At 65.3% G+C, this 18,489-nt stretch carries 14 protein-coding genes; 4 read left to right on the forward strand and 10 right to left on the reverse strand.

Annotated elements, in window-relative coordinates; translation table 11 throughout:
• Positions 1–8: 8 nt before the first annotated feature.
• From RX327_RS30090 to RX327_RS30110, 5 genes are all read right to left on the reverse strand, one after another.
• Complete coding sequence (locus tag RX327_RS30090; RefSeq protein WP_244481827.1) at positions 9–1,043, reverse strand: AAA family ATPase; 1,035 nt, start codon at positions 1,041–1,043, stop codon at positions 9–11.
• A gap of 4 nt (positions 1,044–1,047) precedes the next feature.
• A complete protein-coding gene (locus tag RX327_RS30095) occupies positions 1,048–3,456 on the reverse strand; it encodes a fused MFS/spermidine synthase (RefSeq protein ID WP_317247959.1) in 2,409 nt (802 codons plus the stop codon).
• 193 nt (positions 3,457–3,649) lie between these two features.
• On the reverse strand, positions 3,650–5,293 hold the full coding sequence (locus tag RX327_RS30100; protein ID WP_082190502.1) for an arylsulfatase: 1,644 nt from the start codon (positions 5,291–5,293) through the stop codon (positions 3,650–3,652).
• 29 nt (positions 5,294–5,322) lie between these two features.
• Positions 5,323–6,315, reverse strand: coding sequence for a formylglycine-generating enzyme family protein (locus RX327_RS30105; RefSeq protein WP_050383724.1), 993 nt, complete (start codon positions 6,313–6,315; stop codon positions 5,323–5,325).
• Between the two features lie 22 nt (positions 6,316–6,337).
• Complete coding sequence (locus RX327_RS30110; protein ID WP_050383725.1) at positions 6,338–6,871, reverse strand: hypothetical protein; 534 nt, start codon at positions 6,869–6,871, stop codon at positions 6,338–6,340.
• 455 nt (positions 6,872–7,326) lie between these two features.
• Between RX327_RS30110 and RX327_RS30115 the strand changes: the two genes are divergently transcribed.
• Entirely contained in the window at positions 7,327–8,280 is a 954-nt protein-coding gene (locus RX327_RS30115; protein ID WP_050383726.1) for an AraC family transcriptional regulator, read from the forward strand.
• A gap of 241 nt (positions 8,281–8,521) precedes the next feature.
• On the opposite strand, the gene RX327_RS30120 is transcribed toward RX327_RS30115, so the two are convergent.
• Entirely contained in the window at positions 8,522–9,391 is an 870-nt protein-coding gene (locus tag RX327_RS30120) for a DUF2066 domain-containing protein (protein ID WP_050383727.1), read from the reverse strand.
• Between the two features lie 202 nt (positions 9,392–9,593).
• Here RX327_RS30120 and RX327_RS30125 point away from each other — a divergent pair, with 202 nt between their 5' ends.
• Positions 9,594–10,607, forward strand: a complete 1,014-nt coding sequence (locus RX327_RS30125; RefSeq protein WP_028335704.1) for a zinc-dependent alcohol dehydrogenase family protein — start codon at positions 9,594–9,596, stop codon at positions 10,605–10,607.
• Positions 10,608–10,625: 18 nt separating this feature from the next.
• On the opposite strand, the gene RX327_RS30130 is transcribed toward RX327_RS30125, so the two are convergent.
• Positions 10,626–11,399 (reverse strand): enoyl-CoA hydratase-related protein, encoded by a 774-nt coding sequence (locus tag RX327_RS30130; protein WP_317247960.1) that lies wholly within the window; start codon positions 11,397–11,399, stop codon positions 10,626–10,628.
• A 105-nt stretch (positions 11,400–11,504) separates the two neighbouring features.
• Here RX327_RS30130 and RX327_RS30135 point away from each other — a divergent pair, with 105 nt between their 5' ends.
• Positions 11,505–13,094: a gamma-glutamyltransferase gene (locus RX327_RS30135; protein ID WP_317247961.1), complete on the forward strand. Its 1,590-nt coding sequence runs from the start codon at positions 11,505–11,507 to the stop codon at positions 13,092–13,094.
• 420 nt (positions 13,095–13,514) lie between these two features.
• Complete coding sequence (locus RX327_RS30140) at positions 13,515–13,886, forward strand: PaaI family thioesterase (protein WP_050383731.1); 372 nt, start codon at positions 13,515–13,517, stop codon at positions 13,884–13,886.
• Between the two features lie 75 nt (positions 13,887–13,961).
• On the opposite strand, the gene RX327_RS30145 is transcribed toward RX327_RS30140, so the two are convergent.
• The 3 genes from RX327_RS30145 to RX327_RS30155 are packed head-to-tail and all read right to left on the reverse strand — an operon-like array spanning position 13,962 to position 18,438.
• A complete protein-coding gene (locus RX327_RS30145; protein WP_082190503.1) occupies positions 13,962–14,657 on the reverse strand; it encodes a class I SAM-dependent methyltransferase in 696 nt (231 codons plus the stop codon).
• A gap of 7 nt (positions 14,658–14,664) precedes the next feature.
• Positions 14,665–15,159, reverse strand: coding sequence for a hypothetical protein (locus tag RX327_RS30150; RefSeq protein ID WP_063779892.1), 495 nt, complete (start codon positions 15,157–15,159; stop codon positions 14,665–14,667).
• Between the two features lie 48 nt (positions 15,160–15,207).
• On the reverse strand, positions 15,208–18,438 hold the full coding sequence (locus tag RX327_RS30155) for an adenylate/guanylate cyclase domain-containing protein (protein ID WP_050383733.1): 3,231 nt from the start codon (positions 18,436–18,438) through the stop codon (positions 15,208–15,210).
• Between the last annotated feature and the right edge of the window lie 51 nt (positions 18,439–18,489).

The raw sequence follows: 18,489 nt of genomic DNA on the forward strand, positions 1-18,489 counted from the left end.
CACGGCCCTCACGCTGCAGCGACAAGCTCGGTGATCTTGTCGATTACCTGGTCGGGGCTGATGCCCTGCGACACGGCCTCGTAGCTCAGGATCAACCGGTGCCGCAGGCAGTCGTGGATGACGGCGCGGATGTGGTCAGGCGTGACGAAGTCCTGCCCGTCGAGCCATGCCCGCGCCCGCGCGCAGCGGTCGATGGCAAGGCTGCCGCGCGGGCTGGCGCCGATCTGGATCCATTTGCCCAAGGGTTCGCCGTAACGGCCGGGAAACCGCGTCGCGTAGATCAGGTCGACGATATATTTCTGTGCGAGGTCGGAGACGAAGATGCCGTCGAGCTCGCCGCGCGCATCGAGGATCGCCTGCTGCGGCACCGCCGGCGGCGGGGCGGAGCCGGCTTGCGGTTTCTGCGCATTCTCGGCGCGATTGAGCTTGATGATCTCGCCTTCGGTCGCCTCGTCGGGATAGGTGATCACGACATGCATCAGGAAACGGTCGAGCTGCGCCTCGGGAAGCGGATAGGTGCCTTCCTGCTCGATCGGATTCTCGGTCGCGAGCACCATGAACAGGTCGGGCATCTTGTAGGTCTTGCCGGCAACGGTGACCTGACGTTCCTCCATCGCTTCCAGCAGCGCCGACTGCACCTTGGCCGGCGCGCGGTTGATCTCGTCCGCGAGCACGAGGTTGGCGAAGATCGGCCCCTTCTGGAATTGGAACTGGCCGCCCTTCTCGGTCTGCAGGTAGATTTCCGCGCCGGTCACGTCCGACGGCAGCAGGTCCGGCGTGAACTGCACGCGCGACAGGTCCGCGGCAAGATTCTTCGCCAGCGTCTTCACCGCGCGTGTCTTGGCAAGCCCCGGCAGGCTTTCGATCAGGAGATTGCCGTTGGCCAGCAAGCCGATCAGCATGCTCTCGACCAGATGATCCTGCCCGAGCACCGATCTGCCGATGCGCGCCTTGAGATCGAGCACGGCGTCGCGGGCCGCGGAGTCCTTGGCAGTTCGCCGCGCCGGGGCGGCCGCTAACGGTGTTGCGGCGTGATCTGACATTGCACTACGGCTCCTTGGACCCCGTAAACCACCTGTAATAGGGGTTTCGTCTCGCCGCTTGGCTGAGGCTCGCCATCTCGCGCGCGTAGGCTTGCCGGTTGCCCGCATAGGCGCTGAGGCCGGCACGATAGAACGCATCAAGATCTCGCCTTTCGCTCAGCAGCGAAGTGGTGAATTGCTCGTCTGCTCCCTTGAGCGGCGGCTCGCTTCGGTACTGCCAGATGTGCGAAATCGTTCGGCTGAACTCGTCGGGACGCACCCATGTCGCGTATTCGATCCGCGGCCTGTCGTCCGTCACTGCCGGCGCGTCCGCCGCGTAGCGCACGAGCCCGTCGCGGTCGGTGATCCAGGTTGCGATCAGCGCCGCGACCGAATTGACGCCGACCGCGGAAAGCGCCGCAGACGTCTCGGGCTGGTGGAATCTCGCGCTGATGCGCTCCGCATCCAACTGAATCGGACGATGCGACCCGACAAGCAACATCTCATGCAGCTCCGATGTCCACAGAGACGCGTACGGAAACACATCGATGAAGCTACGAACCAGTGAGCGCGTGTCCTCATCGTTCTGTGTTGGCAGCGGCAACCACTGCGCGACGATCCCGTCGTCGTTCAGCCGCGACGATGCCAAGCGATAAAAATCGCGAGAATAGAGATTGACGACGCCCACCGCCGATGGCGGCGGCGGCTCCAGCGTGATCAGGTCGTAGGTCTGGCTCTCGCGCTGCAGGAGGCGACGGCCGTCGCCCAAGCGCTTCTGCAATCCCGGGTCGGACGCGGCGTTGAAGGTGCCGTCGAATATCGGAGCCGCACGAAGGACCGCCGGGAGCAGTTCACCCACCACCCTCCTGTCGAGAGCAGGGAATTGCGAGAGAGCGCCGGCCGTAATGCCCGTGCCGTAGCCGATCACCAAGGCTGATTTCGGCTCGCCATTGTGAATGATGAGAGGCAACAGCGCCTGGAGCCGCATGTATCGCAACAACGGCATCGCATCGCCGGAGTTGGATACGCCCTGGATATAGAGCCGGCGGAAGCGCCCGGTGTTGACCACCGCAACCGTCCCACCCGGGCTCTCCTCATAGAACATGATTTTTCCCGACCGCGCTGCCGGCAGCAATTGGGCAAATCGGTCGGACGGCGTGACGACCGCAGCGATGATGCAGGCTGCGCCGACCGCAAATGCCAGTCCAAGACCGGTGCGGCTCGAGCGACCGCCCCAGCAGGCAATGACACCCAGGAGGCCGGCGCCGATTGCGAGCAATGCCAGGGTGTGGACAAGCCCAAGCCAGGGCAGAAGCACGAAGCCGGTGAGAAGCGCGCCCCCCACACCGCCCAGCGTATTGACCGCCACGACCGCGCCAACGTCCTGCCCGATGTGCGCATCCCGCACCACCAGACGCAGCGCCACCGGAAAGGCCGCCCCGAGCAGCAAGGTCGGCAGGAATACGATACAGAACGCTGCCACCGCGAAGCGGGCGCACATGCCGGCGAACTGGTTTTCGGTAAGGCGGAGCACGAACGCCTCGGTCGCCGTCTGTGCGACCACGAGCCAATGGCCAAGTGCCGCGATCTCGATCAAGGCCAGGAACCCGGCAGCGGCGATCAGAAGGCCAAAGACACTCCAGGGATCGCGGATCCGGTCGATCACGCGCACAACGATCGCGGCGCCCGCCGCAAGTCCCGCGAGGTACGTCGCAAGCACCACGGAAAACGCGAAACTGCGCGTACTCATGAACTGAACGATAGACTGGGACCAGATGACCTCATAGCCGAGGGCAATTGCGCCGGCGGCGGCATAGAGAGCGACGGCCAATCCGACCCGGCGCGGTTGATGCGCCGCCGCGCGGCCGGCAGGCCTGATGCTCGCCGACGCCAGGGGATTCCGGCCGAGCACCGTCGCCCCCGCCGCCGCGAGGGCATTGAGTGTCGCCGCCGCGATCGAAGTCCCCTGCACTCCGAACAGCGGAATGAGGACAAACATCGGCAGCAGAGCGCCAAGAATCGCGCCGGCCGTGTTGGCGGCGTATAGCCGGCCGCCGATGCGGCCGGCATCGCGAGAGTTATGCAGCACCGCACGCACAAGGACCGGTAGCGTCCCACCCATCAGAAGCGGGGCGATGCCGACCAGAACGAACACCATGGCCCATGCAAGCAAACCGCTCGCGCTCTCGATCGCCACGAAGACCGGCGCAATATTCGCCAGGATCAATGTGGTGGCGACGCCGGTTATGCCGATGCCGATCTCGATCGCGATGTAGACTTTCGCCGGCTGGCTGGCCCGGTCGGCCCTTCCACCGAAGATCAGGCCGCCCAACGCCAGGCCGGTAAAGAAGGCACTCACGGCGGTCGTGATGGCGTAGACATCAGCGCCGACGACAAGCGAGAGCTGCTTGATCCAGATCACCTGGTAGATCAAGCCGGCGGTACCCGAGACGAACGCCAGCGCCGCTGCGACAAGCCTCCGGCTCGCACCGGCGTCCAGTCTCTTTCGGTGTGCTCGGGTCGCGGTCGATGCAGACCCTATGCTCGATCGAGCATCCATCCGCTAGTCCCCTTGGATAAGCGCGAGACAGGCCGATACCACTGGCCTGTCTCGCAGGGCCCCGCGACTATTCGAGACCGCGCTTCTTGAACGACTCGTCGATCTTCTTGTCGACCTGGCTACGAACCTGGTCGATGCTGAAGCTGGCTGGCCGTTGGCTCGGGGGATAGTCAACAAACGTCTGGAGGAACGCGGCCGACTTCATGACCGCCTTGGCAAACAGGTACGCGTTTTCCACACGCCACTGGTCGTAACCACTGCCGGAAATTTCAGCATGCTCATACGGATCCATGCGCAGGTTGAACATTTTCGGAACGCGCAGCTTCTTGAAGGGATTCGCCCAGACGTCGAACTGTCCGGGCTGCTCCTGCTTCTCAAAGACGAACTTCCAGTTGTCGAAACGCACCGCAACCAGATCGCCGTCGTCATTGAAGTAGAAGAACTCGTCGCGTGCGCTCTTGTCCGCCTTGCCGGTGATGTAGTCGAGTTGATTGAACCCGTCGAGGTGGTCGCGGAAGGTGGTCGGGCTGCCCTGCGGCTGCCAGCCGTTGAGCAGGCGGTCCTTCACCCCGGGATCGCCGGCGGCGGCAAGCAGCGTCGGGAACCAGTCGAGGCCTGACATGATTCCGTTGGCAGTCTCGCCTGCCTTGATGTGGCCAGGCCAACGGATCATCGCCGGCACGCGGAACGCGCCTTCCCAATTGGTGTCCTTCTCCGATCGGAAGGGTGTCGTCGCAGCATCCGGCCAGGTGAACGCGTTCGGGCCATTGTCCGTGCTGAAGACGACGATCGTGTTGTCCGCGATCTTCAGGTCCTCGAGCGTCTTGAGCAGCTTTCCGACGTTCATGTCCATCTCGACCATGCCGTCGGCGTACTCATTGCCCGGCATGCCGCTTTGCCCGCGCATCGAGGGACGAACATGGGTGAAGATGTGCATGCGCGTGAAGTTCATCCAGGTGAAGAACGGCTTGTTCGCCTTTGCCTGTCGCGTGACAAAATCGATCGCAGCGCTGGTGGTCTCGTCGTCGACGGTCTCCATCCGCTTCCTGGTGAGTGGGCCGGTATCCTCGATCTTTCCGTCAGCGGACGCCTTGAGCACCCCGCGCGGCGAATAGGCCTTGACGAAAGCCGGGTCGTCTTTCGGGAAGTACGGCCGCTCGGGCTCTTCCTCGGCGTTGAGGTGATAAAGATTGCCGAAGAACTCGTCGAAGCCGTGATTGGTCGGCAGATATTCGTCCCGATCGCCAAGATGGTTCTTGCCGAACTGGCCCGTGGCATAGCCGAGCGGCTTCAAGGCCTGCGCTATGGTGATGTCGCCCTTCTGCAGGCCGACCGTCGCGCCTGGAATGCCGACCTTGCAGAGTCCCGTCCGAAGGCAGGCCTGACCGGTAATGAAAGTCGAACGGCCGGCCGTGCAGCTATTTTCGGCATAATAATCCGTGAAGATCATCCCTTCATTGGCGATGCGGTCGATGTTCGGCGTCTTGTAGCCGACCACACCGCGCGTATAGGCGCTCAGATTGGATTGGCCCACATCGTCGCCGAAGATGACGAGGATGTTCGGCTTTGCCGCGTTCGTCTGCTGCGCTGACGCGGGAGACCCGGCAAATGGCGCCAGGCTTGTCGCGACCAACGCCGCCGCGAACAAGCCACGAAGCAACCCTCCGCGACTACCGGACGGCCTGGCAACGATATTGCTCTCATCGCTCATTCTGACGCTCCTTGCTTGTCGAACGGTTTTTATGACGATTGAGAATCGGCTCGCCGCACCACGCAGCGAAAGCCGACATGGCTGGTCGAGGTGTCGACCGGTTCGGCATGGCGGGCGGCAGGGCGATACCGGCGGCAGTAATTCGGGGCGCACAGATGCGAGCCGCCCTTGAGGACCTTGCGCGGAATCTTGATGGCGGGCTGGGCGGGGTCGTAGCTCGCATCCTCGCGACCGCCGCGCGGATTCTGCGGGATGCAGCAGGGCTTCGTAGCGTCGGCCTCATGACGGGCGGACCACCAGTCGGCGGTCCACTCCCAGACATTGCCGATCATGTCGTGGACGCCGTAGCCGTTGGGCGGAAACGCGGTCACCGGCGAGGTCCGGTCGAAGCCGTCCTCGCAGAGGTTCTGAATCGGGAAATTGCCCTGCCACGTGTTGGCCATGTGCCTGCCGCCGGGCGTCAAGGCATTGCCCCAGGCGAACTCCTCGGCCTCGAGCCCGCCGCGCGCCGCGAACTCCCACTCGGCTTCGGTCGGAAGGTCCTTGCCGGCCCATTTGGCGTAGGCGAGCGCATCGGCATAGGCGACGTGGACCACCGGATGGCTGCCGAGCACGTTGATGTTGCTGCGCGGGCCGTAGGGGCGGCGCCAGTTCGCGCCCTTCATCAAGGTCCACCATTGGCTCCAGTCGCGCAGGGTCGTGACGCGGCGCGGCGGCTGAAACACCAGCGAGCCGGCGTAGAGCATATGCGGCAGCGCACCCGGATATTGCGCAGGATCCGGCGGTCGCTCGGCGACCGTGATGTGCCCGGTCTCACGCACGAATTCGCGGAATTGAGCGTTGGTCACCGGGGTGCGGTCGATCCAGAAGCCATCGACTGACGCCCGATGCGCCGGCGCCTCCTCGGGATAGTGATGGTCGGAGCCCATGCGGAATGTGCCGCCGGGAATCCAGACCATGTCGTCGGTCTGGACGCGGTCGTCGCGCTCTGTTTCGGCGGAGGTGATCTCTACCCGGGACATGGCGATGCACCCCTTCGCGCATTTACCGTGAGCAGTAGTCCCAGAAGCCCTGTGTTCGCGACGGGTCGGTGTAGTACCAGCACATGCCCGCTGCCGGCGGCGGTCCCGCCCAGGCGGCTGCGCTCGCCGCGCTGACGAAACCGATCGCTGCGCCGGCCGCAACCGCGCCCCCGATCGGCCAGCCGTACCAGCCGGGCCGCGCCCAACCTCCCGGCCGCGGTCCAACCCAGCGCGTGCCGGCGCCGTGCCAGCCGGGCCTCACTCCTGGGCGCACCACCGTCCGGCTGCGATAGGCAACCGCACCGCCGCGCGGTCCGACGGCAACGCCGCCGCGGCGCGCGACAGCGCGCACCTGCACAACGTTACCGCTGCCTTCCTGCTGTTTGATGATCGGGAATGAAGCGGAAGAGCCGATGCTGACCGCCGACGCCGGGCCTGCTTGCGCGACGATCGCGGCTGCTCCAATGACTGCCAGACGGAAAATCTTGTTGAAGATCGCAGGCTTATGATCTCGGTGACCGAACGTCGTGCATGATTGCGTCGTGCCTGAGTGCATTGTCGCGCCCTTCCATTTTTCTGTGCTGCACTTTTCGGCAGCGTTGATCCGTCAGGCCTTCTTCCCTTTCTCCTCCGTCGCTAATCCGTGTGCACACTTGCGTGCACAATGTTCTCCGTCGTGACTCGTTCCACTGGACGTTGTCACGAGCGAATTCTGCTGTCAGTTCAAACGATAGCGGAACGCACTATACAAGTGATGTGCACTTTGTGCCAATCTCAACCCCGAGCCGTGCAGGCTTAACGAAAGATGCTCCAATTCGATCAATCCGGCCCGGCCGGCCTTATTGCTTTCTCGGAAAAACAAGCGAAAATCTGCAGGTTTGCAAATCCACATCACGATCTCGCCATGCAACTCAAGCTAACGTAGGAGCATTGTCGCGGGGCAAACTGTTTGTACTGACTTCAAGCATTTGGATTTAGTAGATTAATCGCGCTGCAGTTGTGAACGTGGATATGGGCCAACACCTGACGGTTAGCACCGGCGAGCTTGACGGCTTCGAGGGTCTCCACGATGCCGTCAAAGGCTCGCATGTCGAAGTCATGCAGCTTGAGCGCGGCAAGCTGCGCGGCACATTGTCTCACGTCGGGATCGGTGATTTTTCGCTCAGCATCGGCGCATTCAATGTCGGGGTCCGTACCCAGCGCATCTCGACCGACCCCAAGCTGATCATCGGGATGCTGCTGCGCGCGACCGACCGCGTCACGCATTGGGCATTCGACATGCAGCCGGCCGATGTGCTGGTGATTCCTCCGTCGGTCGAGCATGACGGGGTCTTTCACAGCGCCTCGTCCTACGCCGCCATCCGCTTCGACCTCGCCGACCTGCCCGATATATTCGGCGGCGAGCCGCGGCTCGCCGACGCCGAAACCTGGCAGGCGAAGAACCACTTTCGCGCCGACCCCACGATCGGCATGGGCGCGGCGGACAAACTGCCGCGGATCGTCGCGCATCTCGCGCGCTATCCGGACGCCTTGACGGACGCGTCGGCCGGCTTCTGGAAGCGCGCGATCGTCGACTGCGTGACCGCGACGGTCGTGACATCGCTGCCCCCCGACGGAACGAGCTATCTGCCGTCGGCGATGCGCTTGGTGCGCCACGTCGAGGACTATCTGCACGCCGCGGGCACGCGCCCGGTCCACGTCTCGGAAATCTGCACCGAGCTTCGGCTGTCGCGACGCAGCCTGCACCGCGCCTTCCACGAGGTGTTCGGGGTCGGCCCGGTGACGTTCCTGCGCTACAAGCGGCTCTGCATGATCCGTTCGATCCTGCGCGAAAGCACCCCGGACCAGACCACCGTCTCCAAGGTTGCGATCGAACAGGGCTTCATCGAGCTCGGGCGCTTCTCGCAATATTACCGCGCGATGTTCGGGGAATATCCGTCGCAAACGCTTGGCTACGCCGGGTAGAGCATGATGAGATCAAGTTGAATTGGAGCGGCGTCGGAGGTTCACCTCTCCCTTGGGAGAGGTCGGCGCGCAGCGCCGGGTGAGGGGCTACGGTCCCTCGTTTGAGCTGCGGCCCCTCACCCGATTTGCTGCGCAAATCGACCTCTCCCCGCTGGGGAGAGGTGAGCCGAACCCGAGGCCAAACCGATTCAACCTCACTTCATCCCGCCATAGCGCAAAACCAGCCGCTACGCGCGCAAGCTCATTTCGGTCGCCCCGGATCGCCATTGCCCGACAGCACCTGCGCGGCGCCGCCGATGCCGCGGCGGAAGGCTTCATCGAAGGTGACGCCGCGAAACTGCCATTTGTAATCCTTGCCGTGCCAGGCCATCCGCCATTGCGTGGCCCAGCCGAGATCCTTGTCGTCCCAGACCAGCCGACCGAGCAGGGTGGCCTCGCCGCCATGCGGCGCGACGATCGCACTCAGCTTCGCCGACGGCGTCTTCAACAGTTCGGCGGCGGTGAGGTTGGCGCTCGTCAACCCGGTTGTATCAGGCAGCACGAAGCCCATGCCGCGCTTGCGGGCGGCAGCCGCAAGCGCGTCGCGCTGCAGGTCGGACTGCGTCCCGTCGGATGTGACGATGTAGTCCTTCGGACCGTGCTGCATCTCGGCGAAGACGCCGAGCACCGGCCGCTGCGACCGCCACGGCTTGAGACCGAGCCTGGCGAGAATGCCGTCGATCTTCTTCTCGTCGAAATCCACCGTCAGGTCGTACGGCCGGTCGCGGGTGCCCTGCTCGTCATGATGCGGCTTGCCGACATACTGATCGTGATAGTCGAAACTGCTGACGAACTCCCCGGCCTTCGATTTGTAGACGGCAAGCCGGCGGTCGCCTGCCAGCATTGGCTGACCGGAAACCTTGATCAGGACGTCCTCCAGACATGCCCCGAAGCCTATGATGCGGTTCGGCTCGCCCTGGCCGGTGACGACGGTCTGCGCGCGGTAGAGGCTGTCGTCTGCTGCGGCCATCGCACCACCGCAAGCGATCCATGCAGCGGCAAGCAGCACGCGGACCGCGCCGCGTGCGAGCGTTGCGATCAGATCGCCGTTGGTCTCAAGCAAGGCAGCCATCGTCACCTCCGCTCGGTCCCTTCATTGACGGCACGGATTGGCGGTATTTTCGGGCACCGCCAACGCGTTCGGACATGGGCGCCATTCCATCGGCTTCACTGCGCGCTCTGGCCACGCGCGGCGGGCCTGACATATGCTCGGCACATGCGCGGCGGCGCCGCGAGCGCTGCCCAACACAAGAGCACCGAGCAGGAGACGTTCCGTGAAATGCTATGAGTTGCAAGGCCCCGGCGGCGTCGACGCGCTGGCGCTGGTCGACAAGCCGGTTCCGCAAGCCGGCCCGGGCGAGGTCCTGGTGCGGCTGAAGGCGGCGACGCTGAACTATCGCGACCTGCTCACGGTCAAGGGCGGTTACGGCTCGCGCCAGAAATTTCCGCTGGTGCCGGTCTCCGACGGCGCCGGCACGGTCGAGGCGGTCGGCGTCGGCGTCAGGAGCTTCGCACCCGGCGATCGCGTGATCGGCAGCTTCTTCGAAAGCTGGCTCGCCGGCGAGCCGAGCGAGGCGCGGATGCGCGCGGCGCTCGGCGGCAGCGTCGACGGTGTACTGACCGAGTACCGGGTCTTCCCCGCGCATGCGCTGGTGCGCACGCCGGATCATCTGAACGACATCGAGGCCGCGGCACTGCCATGCGCCGGCCTCACGGCGTGGAGTGCGGTGGTCAAGCTCGGCGACCTCAAGCCGGGGCAGACGGTGCTGACCCAGGGCACCGGCGGCGTCTCGCTGTTCGCGTTGCAATTCGCCAAGATGTGCGGCGCCCGCGTCATCGCGACATCCTCCAGCGACGCCAAGATCGCGCGGCTGAAACAACTTGGCGCCGATGTCACGCTCAACTACAAGTCCACGCCCGATTGGGGCAAGAAGGCGCGCGAGCTGACCGGGCGCGGCGTCGATCTCGTCGTCGAGGTCGGCGGCGTCGGCACGCTGAACGAATCGATCCGCGCCACCAGGATCGGCGGCACCATCGCCTTCATCGGCGTGCTCGCAGGTCCCGCCGCGTCCGACACGCGGCTGCCGCTGATGGTGATGCAGCAGCAGCGGCTGCAAGGCGTCACCGTCGGCTCGATCGAGGACCTGCAGGCGCTGTGCGACGGCATCAGCCTGCACGGCGTCAAGCCCGTGATCGACAAGGTGTTCGCCTTCGACCAGGTCAAGGCCGCGTTCGCCCACATGGCGAGCGGCGCGCATTTCGGCAAGATCGCGATTGCGATCGGCTAGCGTGCCTGCGATCAAGGATTACCTTCCCGTGAACTGGGCCTTGCGTTTCTCGACGAAGGCCTGGCGGCCTTCCCTCGCGTCGGCGCTTTCGCGGATCACCTGCTGCAGCTCGATCTCGCGGCGGAACTGATCGGCGTAGCTGGCGTGCTCGCTCTCCTCGAGCAGCTGCCGCGTCGCGACCAGCGCGCGCGTCGGTCCGTCCGCGAGACGGCCGGCGAGCGCCTTCGCCTCGTCGAGCAGTTTGGCATCGTCGACCACGTCGCGCACCAACCCCCTCTCCTCGGCGCGTTCCGCCGTCAGCGGCTCGTTCAGCAGCATCAGCTCGAGCGCGCGCTGCCGGCCGACCAGCCGCGGCAGCAGCCAGGTCGAGCCGAGATCGGGCACCAGCGCGATTCGGCTGAACACCTGGATGAAGCTTGCTGACCGCGCCGCGACGATCATGTCGCCGGCCATCGCCAGACTGAAGCCACCGCCGGCCGCCACGCCATTGACGGCGACCACGACGGGCACGCGGCACTCGCGCAAGGCCTGCATCGCCGGCCAATAATGCCTCATCACGCCGGTGTAGATGTTGTCGCCGAGCGACTGGAACGCCTTGAGGTTCTGCCCGGAGCAGAAGCCGCGTCCCTCCCCGGTCAGGACCAGCGCGCGGATGTCCGGGTCGAGGCTCATCTCGCCGACGGCGCGCGCGAGATCGCCGAGCAGTTCCGGCGTCATGGCGTTCAGGCTCGCGGGATCGTTGAGCGTCAGGATGCCGACCTTGCCGTCCCGTTCACGCTTCACACCAGTCATTTTTCCGCTCCCTGAAATTGGTTCTTGTTGTTGCACTGACAGTGCCATGCTTGGCATGCTACGCCAACGTGCCCCACCCGCAACAAGAACAGCGAAAGCAACGCCATGTCCGACCAGTTCTCCAACTCGCAAGTGATCCGCAAACCCGCCGTCAGATCCAAGGGCGGCATCGTCGCCGCGCAATCGCGGCGGGCGGCCGAGGTCGGCGCCGAGGTGCTGGCGGCGGGCGGCGACTGCGTCGATGCCGTGATCGCAACCACCTTCGCGCTTGGCGTCGTGGAGCCGTGGATGAGCGGCGCCGGCGGCGGCGGCGCGATGGTGCTGTATCGCGCCAAGGAGAACCGCGTCGAGGTGATCGACTACGGCATGCGCGCGCCCGACGGCCTGCGCATCGAGGATTATCCGCTGACCGGCGGCGCGGCTTCCGACCTGTTTCCCTGGCCGCGAGTGAAGGACGATCGCAACATCCATGGGCCAGGCTCGATCGCGGTGCCCGGGGTCGTGGCCGGCATGGAGGAGGCGCATCGCCGCCACGCCAAAATGCCGTGGAAGGACCTGCTGGCGCCGAGCGTCAAGCTCGCCGGCGACGGCCTTCTGGTCGATTGGTGGACCACCGCGATGATCGCAAGCTCCGCGGCCGATCTGCGGCGCTATCCCGCCAGCGCCGCGGCGTATCTGCAGGACGGCCTGCCGCCGAACGCGCAATGGGGCATCAGGTCGGTGGTCCGCATGCCGCAGGACAGGCTGAAAGCCACGATGGCGCAGCTCGCCGCGGCCGGTCCGCGCGATTTCTACGAGGGCGATCTGGCGCGCAGCATAGCCGACGACATCCAGGCCGCCGGCGGCGCGCTGTCGGTGCGCGACCTCGCCGCCTTCCGCGCCCATCTGCGCGAGCCGCTGAAAATTTCCTATCGCGGCGGCACGGTCTATGCGACGCCGGAGCTGACCGCGGGTCCGACCATGGCGCGCACGCTCGGCCTTTTGCAAAAGTCGCTGGCGCCCGCGCAGGGCGGTCCGGATGCGGCGGCCTACGCTGCCTATGCGGAGGCGCTGCAAGCCGCCTATCGCGAACGGCTGAAGGACATGGGCGACGTCGACGGCCGGCGCGCGCTCGGCGCCGAAGCGATCGCGCCAACCTGCACCACGCATTTCTCGGTGGTGGACCGTCACGGCAACATGGCCGCGGTGACGCAGACGCTGCTCTCCACCTTCGGCTCGAAATACGTGACGCCGCACACCGGCATTCCCATGAACAACGGCATCATGTGGTTCGACCCGACGCCTGGCACCACCAACTCGCTCGCCCCCGGCAAGCGCTGCCTCACCAACTACACGCCGGTCGTGGCGCAGGCCGCCGACGGCCGCACGCTCGCCGCGGGCGCATCCGGCGGCCGCCGCATCCTGCCGGCGGTGACGCAGCTCGTGTCCTTTGCGATGGATTTCGGCATGGACCTGGAAGCCGCCATCCACCAGCCGCGCATCGACGCCAGCGAAGGCGCGGTCGTGATCGGCGATAAGCGCCTGCCCGCCAGCGTGCGCGAGGCGCTGCGCGGCCGCTTCGACTTCGAGGAGGCCCGCATCCAGACCCTGCCGATGAAGTTCGCCTGCCCGAGCGTCGTGCTGCGCGACGGCACCACCAACAGCGGCGTCACCGAGCCGTTCCAGCCCTGGGGCGACGCAGTCGCGGAGGGGTGAGTTATACGCACGACTCCTTCTCCACCGTCGTCCCGGCGCAGGCCGGGACCCATACGCCGCAGCGAGAATTGTGGATCGCGCTGGTCGTTCCAGCATCGCGAAACAACGAGCATCGGTGGTTATGGGTCCCGGCCTTCGCCGGGACGACAGTGAAGGTGTTGCGCGACCTGTGAGTCATACGCCCGCATTCCCGCGCCATGATCTGCCCGAGCTTGCTCTTCCTTCCGCCCTCTTGCTTGCAGAGGGCGCAGGAAAGCCGGGTGCCGATCGCACCCATGGGCCTCGTGCAAAAGGTCGGGCAACTCAGTGATTTGGCGCTCTTCGCGACCCGCGCCCGCGGACATTGCATGACCCGAACGGGCTGATACATTTGGACCGACAACAATTGCGGTGACCGGCTTGAGTGAAGCAAGCGCAGACGTGCCGCCCGGCGCGCAACTTCTTGGACGCGAGTGGCTGGGCTTCGACGGTGAAATCGCCACCGTCCGCTTCGAGGCGAAACCCTTGTTCACCAATCGCCACGGAACGATCCAGGGCGGTTTCCTTGCCGCGATGCTGGATTCAGCCACGGGCCTCGGCGCGCTCGCAGCGCTGCCCGCAACGCGAACCGTCGTGACCAGGACTCTCACCACGCGGTTTCTCAAACCGGCGCGCATCGGCCCGATCACGGCCAAGGCGAAGGTCATCTCGCAGACCGACCGCGACATGATCGTCGAAGCCGATCTGATCGACGCCAACGACGTGACGGTCGCCAGCGCCACGGCCGAGTTGCGGATTCTGGACAAGCGATAGCCGTGCGGCAGGCTTCGATCGCGTCACGCCTCTCGACCTGCTCTCATCTGCCTGGGCTGACGCAGGTCCGATCGATCAGCAATCCCTACATCGCGCCAGCAGGGTGACTTCGTTCATTCCGTAGCCGTCGACGGTCTCGACGGTGCAGCCAAGCTCGCGTTCGCAATAATCGATCCACGGCTCGGGGCTGGTGCAATAGAGCTGCACCGGCGATGCATCGTCGGCCGCCGTGCCTTCCGTTCCGCCAGTGACGAAGTTGACGCTGAAGCCGCGCAGGCTGGCGCGGCGCAGGTCGGCCAGCATCCCGGCGACAAATGCCTCCCAGGATCGGCGGCAGCCGCCGACATCGACATTCATGATGCCGCTCGCGACCGAATAGGTCGCGCGACGCAGGCTGCCTTTGCCGACCTTGAAGCGGCGCCCCGGCGCCGAGAAACGGCGGCGCGCGCGGCTGATCATGGCCAGCGACAGGTCGATCCCGAGATAGTCGATCTCCGCTTGCGGATGGCGCCTTGCGAGATAGGCGCACAGCGCGCCGTATCCGCAGCCGATGTCGTTCAGGCTGAACGGTGCGGAGAAGTCGCAGAGCTTCAGCAACTGGACGAAGCGCAGGTCCTGGGTGGCCTGGCAGGACCAGTCCACCCCGCGCGGGGTGGCGCCGTATTTGGCGACCCGCGCGCTGTAGTAGGATTCGACATCGGCATAGAGGTCGGAGAACCGCGCCCGGTCGCCTCCGGCGCCGAAAGCTGCGGTCTCCGCTGCGATGCTCACGTCTTGCTCATTTCTTGGCTTTGGCCCGCCGCTGCTTCGCCATCGCCGCAAGCTCCTTGCGGGCGACCTGGCTTGGCTTGGTCGGGATCGACAGAACCCGATACGACTGGGTCGAGTAGATCAGCGGCGTGTGGCCATCGGCTGCAAACGTCACCTTCGGATTTTCCTTCATGGCGTGAACGCTAACGAGCACCGGCAGATACGGACTCTGCGTGAGCGCCTGCCGGAACGCCTGGACCACCCGTTTGTATCCGCTCACATTGGGTTGATCGGAAGGATAGTCCTTCAGCGTGCCGAGGAAGGTATACCAGCGCTTCCGCTCGATCCGGTCGGCCGGCTCGATCCCGATCAGGCGGAACGACTGCTCGAGCGGATGATTGGGGGAGAAGATGTCGAACTCCTTTTGCAGCTCCACCATCTCCATGATCCCGCCGGGACCAAACCGCCTGTTCAGCAGATCCAGGACATCGCGCGTCGTATCGTCTTGAATCATCCGTCCCATTGAAATCCCCTCAATACCTTGTTTCCAGAAATGAAAAAATCGTCGCGTCTAGCGGCGTCGCTCAAGATGCAATCGAAGCTGATCGAGTTGTGGTGTGAAGTAGACTGCCCCCGAGACATCGAGCAGATTCTGAGCGCCGCCGACAATCTCGTCAAGCTCCTCATGTGACGTGCTGCCCAAGGCGCAAACGATCAGGCCGCGCAACACGGTCGCGTGCAGCTCGGCGATGCGATCGGTCCTTCGCCGCGCGACCGTCAGCGCCTCGTCGACCGCTTGCAGGGCCGCATGGTGGTCAGCGGCGCGATAGAGCGCTTCGGCCAGATCGGCCAGCATGCGCGCCTCGAATTCGAGGCCGGCTCGCGCAGAGCGCGCAAAGTCGATCGCTTCCTGAAGCTGGGCGGCGGCAATCTTGAAGTCGCCTGCGGCGCCGCTGGCGAGGCCGGCGCCGGCGAGCGCCGCGACCCGCAGATAGGGCGTGCCGGACTGCTCGGCCAGTTCGGCGATCCTCGCCGCATGCGGCTTGGCGAGTTCCGGCCGGCCGCGGCTCCAGCCCATCTCCACCATCGCAAAATGCGGAATGAACTGCACGACGGCGGCGAAGCGCTCCGGCTCGGCCCGCAGCACCTCGGCGATCCGCCGTTCGGCTTCGTCGAACCGGCCCAGCCGCACCAGAATTCTGGTGCCGAGACACCTGATCCAGTGCTCGACGTCGAAGCCGAGAATCTGGTTCGGGTTGAGACCGAGTGTGACGTTGTTGTGAAAACCGCCCTGCTCGGCAATCGCGGCAACCGCCACCTGCCCGGCGTCGAGCGCCTCGGCTAGACGGCCCGACAGGAAGAACGCCTGGCTCAGCATGGCATTGACCGTCGCAAACCGTCCGACGTCCCCGGTGCCGGAGGTGAGCTTCAAGGCGTCCTGCACGAGCTTGACATAGTCGTCGGCAGCCGCGGTCGCGGCCAGAATCCTGCCGTAGGCGCCGAGCAGGATCGGCTCGTGCACCGGGTCCGCCGCGCGTGCGTATTTGATCGCCTCTTCGGCGTAGGGCTTGACCTCTTCGGCGGACATCCCCTCACGCCAGCCGAAGTTGAGGATCTGGCCGCTCGACATCGCCCGCAGCCGGTCGACATATTCGGACGGGGGCTGGTCCTGCAGCAGGGCGCGAACCTTTTTCCAGCTCTTCATTGCCTCGGCGGAGTTGGTCTTGCCGATCCAGCGCGCCGCCCGCTGCAAATGGGTGACCGCCTCCAGCGGCTGGCCCGCGGCCTCGTAGTGATAGGCGAGCAGCCCGGCAAACTCGTCGAGCTTGCCCCAGTCGAAGCCCTCGATCGCCTTGGCGACGGTCGCATGCAGCGTGGTCAGCCGCGACCGCAACTGAGTTGCATAGGCGACCTCCTGGATCAATGGATGGCGAAACGCCAGCAATCCCTTGTCGTAGGGCGGCAGGTCGTACAACAGCTCGGCCTGGCGCAGCTGCGCGATGGCGTTCTGCAAATCGTCGTTCGGCAGCGCCGCGACCGGGCGCAGCACCGACATCGCGACCAGCCGGCCGATCACCGCCGCCGTCTCGAGCACCTGCTTGGCGATATCCTCGAGGTGATCGATGCGGGCGGCCACGACGGCCTGCACCGTCGCAGGCAGCGGCACCGCATCGACGCCATGCTTGAGCCGGTAGTTGCCGCGTTCGCCCTCGACATTGCCGCGCTCCACGACGGTGTTGGCGAGCTCCTCGATGAAGAACGGATTGCCCTGCGCGCGTTCGATGACATTGCTGCTCAGCGAGGCCAGCGAGGGATGCCTGCCGAAATGCTCGCGGAGCAGCTCGTTCGAATCGGACCACGGCAGCGGCGGAATTGCGATCTGACGGTAGTGAGACCGTTGCATGAAAGGTGCCGTGAAGCCCGGCCTGAAATTGACCACCAGCAACGTCGCGGTGCCGACGATGGCATCGACCAGCGTCTCGACGAACTCTTCGCTCGCGGCGTCGATCCAGTGCAGGTCCTCGATCATGACGACCGCCGGCGCGTCCCCGGGGCGCGCGCGCACCAGCGTTCGAACCAGCTCGAGGAGTTGCAGCCGCAGCGCACGCGGATCGAGCTTCGGGGCCGGATACGCCGGATCGGCGAGCCCGAGGAATTCGAGCAGCACCAGCAGTTCCTGCTCCGATGAGGCCATCTCGGCGAAACGGTCGATGACGCGACGCCGGGATGTCTCGATCGGCTCCTTGGCGCGGATGCCGAAGATATCGCGCAACAGCTCGAGCACGGGCTGGAACGGTGTTGCGCGGCCATGCGCCAGCACGCGGGCCTCGTAGACGCGAATGCCCTTGCGGCGGCAATTTTCGGCGAACTCGAAGCAAAGCCGGCTCTTGCCGATGCCGGCGTCGCCGACCATGCCGACGACCCGGCCGTCGCCGCCAACTGCACGCGACAGCTCATGCTCCAACGCCGCCATCTGCTCGGTCCGGTTGACCATCGAGGTCAGGCGGCGGCCGCTGCGGAAAACGTCGCTGGCGGGCGCGCTGAGCAGCCCCGTCAGTCTGAAGACCTCCACCGGCATCGAGATGCCGCGAATGGTCTGCATACCGAGCGGCGTCACCTCGACGAATTGCCTGGCGCCGAGATAGGTGTCGCGCGTGATGAGGATCGCGCCCTCATCCGCCATCTGCTCCATCCGGTTGGCGATATGGACGTTGGCGCCGGCGGCGTCGTAGGTCTGGTAGATGGTGTTTTCCACCGTCTGAACGACGACTTCGCCGGTGTGCAGCCCGACCCGGATCTGCATGCCGGGATCGGCGAGCCTGGCCACCGAATCCTGCATGGCGAGCGCGGCGAGACAGCCGCGGACCGCATGATCTTCATGCGGGCGCGGCGGCGCGCCGAACAGCGCCATGACGCCGTCGCCCTGGATCTTGTTGACGATGCCGTCGTAGCGGTGGACCGCTTCCTTCATCAGGTCGAGCACCGGCTCGAGGCGCCGCATGCCGAGTTCGGGATCGCCGAGGCTGTCGATCAGATTGGTCGAGTTGCGGATATCGGCAAACAGCAGAGTGAGGTTCTTGCGTTCGCCGCCCTTGGTGCTGAGCGAACGCAGCAGGCGCTGCGAGGGCGCGTCGGGACGGACGCTGCCCGCGGCGAGCACGGTCCCGCAGCGGCCGCAGAAGCGGCTGGAGGGCCCGTTCACATGCTGACAGGAGTCACATTTGAGGCCTAATGGCGCACCGCAATCTTCACAATAATCGTTGCCAGCCCGGTTTGCGTGACCGCATCGCTCGCATTGCATGAACAGCCTTCCAGTAAAGACTGCGAATATATCCGACGCACGAGATTAGCC

The sequence above is a fragment of the Bradyrhizobium sp. BEA-2-5 genome (assembly GCF_032918025.1).
Classification (GTDB): Bacteria; Pseudomonadota; Alphaproteobacteria; order Rhizobiales; family Xanthobacteraceae; genus Bradyrhizobium; species Bradyrhizobium pachyrhizi.

Coding starts and splice junctions, on each gene's coding strand:
- RX327_RS30090 (WP_244481827.1), bottom strand. CDS start 1,043: ATGTCAGATCACGCCGCAACACCGTTAGCGGCCGCCCCGGCGCGGCGA.
- RX327_RS30100 (WP_082190502.1), bottom strand. CDS start 5,293: ATGAGCGATGAGAGCAATATCGTTGCCAGGCCGTCCGGTAGTCGCGGA.
- RX327_RS30105 (WP_050383724.1), bottom strand. CDS start 6,315: ATGTCCCGGGTAGAGATCACCTCCGCCGAAACAGAGCGCGACGACCGC.
- RX327_RS30110 (WP_050383725.1), bottom strand. CDS start 6,871: ATGCACTCAGGCACGACGCAATCATGCACGACGTTCGGTCACCGAGAT.
- RX327_RS30115 (WP_050383726.1), top strand. CDS start 7,327: ATGGGCCAACACCTGACGGTTAGCACCGGCGAGCTTGACGGCTTCGAG.
- RX327_RS30120 (WP_050383727.1), bottom strand. CDS start 9,391: ATGGCTGCCTTGCTTGAGACCAACGGCGATCTGATCGCAACGCTCGCA.
- RX327_RS30130 (WP_317247960.1), bottom strand. CDS start 11,399: ATGACTGGTGTGAAGCGTGAACGGGACGGCAAGGTCGGCATCCTGACG.
- RX327_RS30135 (WP_317247961.1), top strand. CDS start 11,505: ATGTCCGACCAGTTCTCCAACTCGCAAGTGATCCGCAAACCCGCCGTC.
- RX327_RS30150 (WP_063779892.1), bottom strand. CDS start 15,159: ATGGGACGGATGATTCAAGACGATACGACGCGCGATGTCCTGGATCTG.
- RX327_RS30155 (WP_050383733.1), bottom strand. CDS start 18,438: ATGCAATGCGAGCGATGCGGTCACGCAAACCGGGCTGGCAACGATTAT.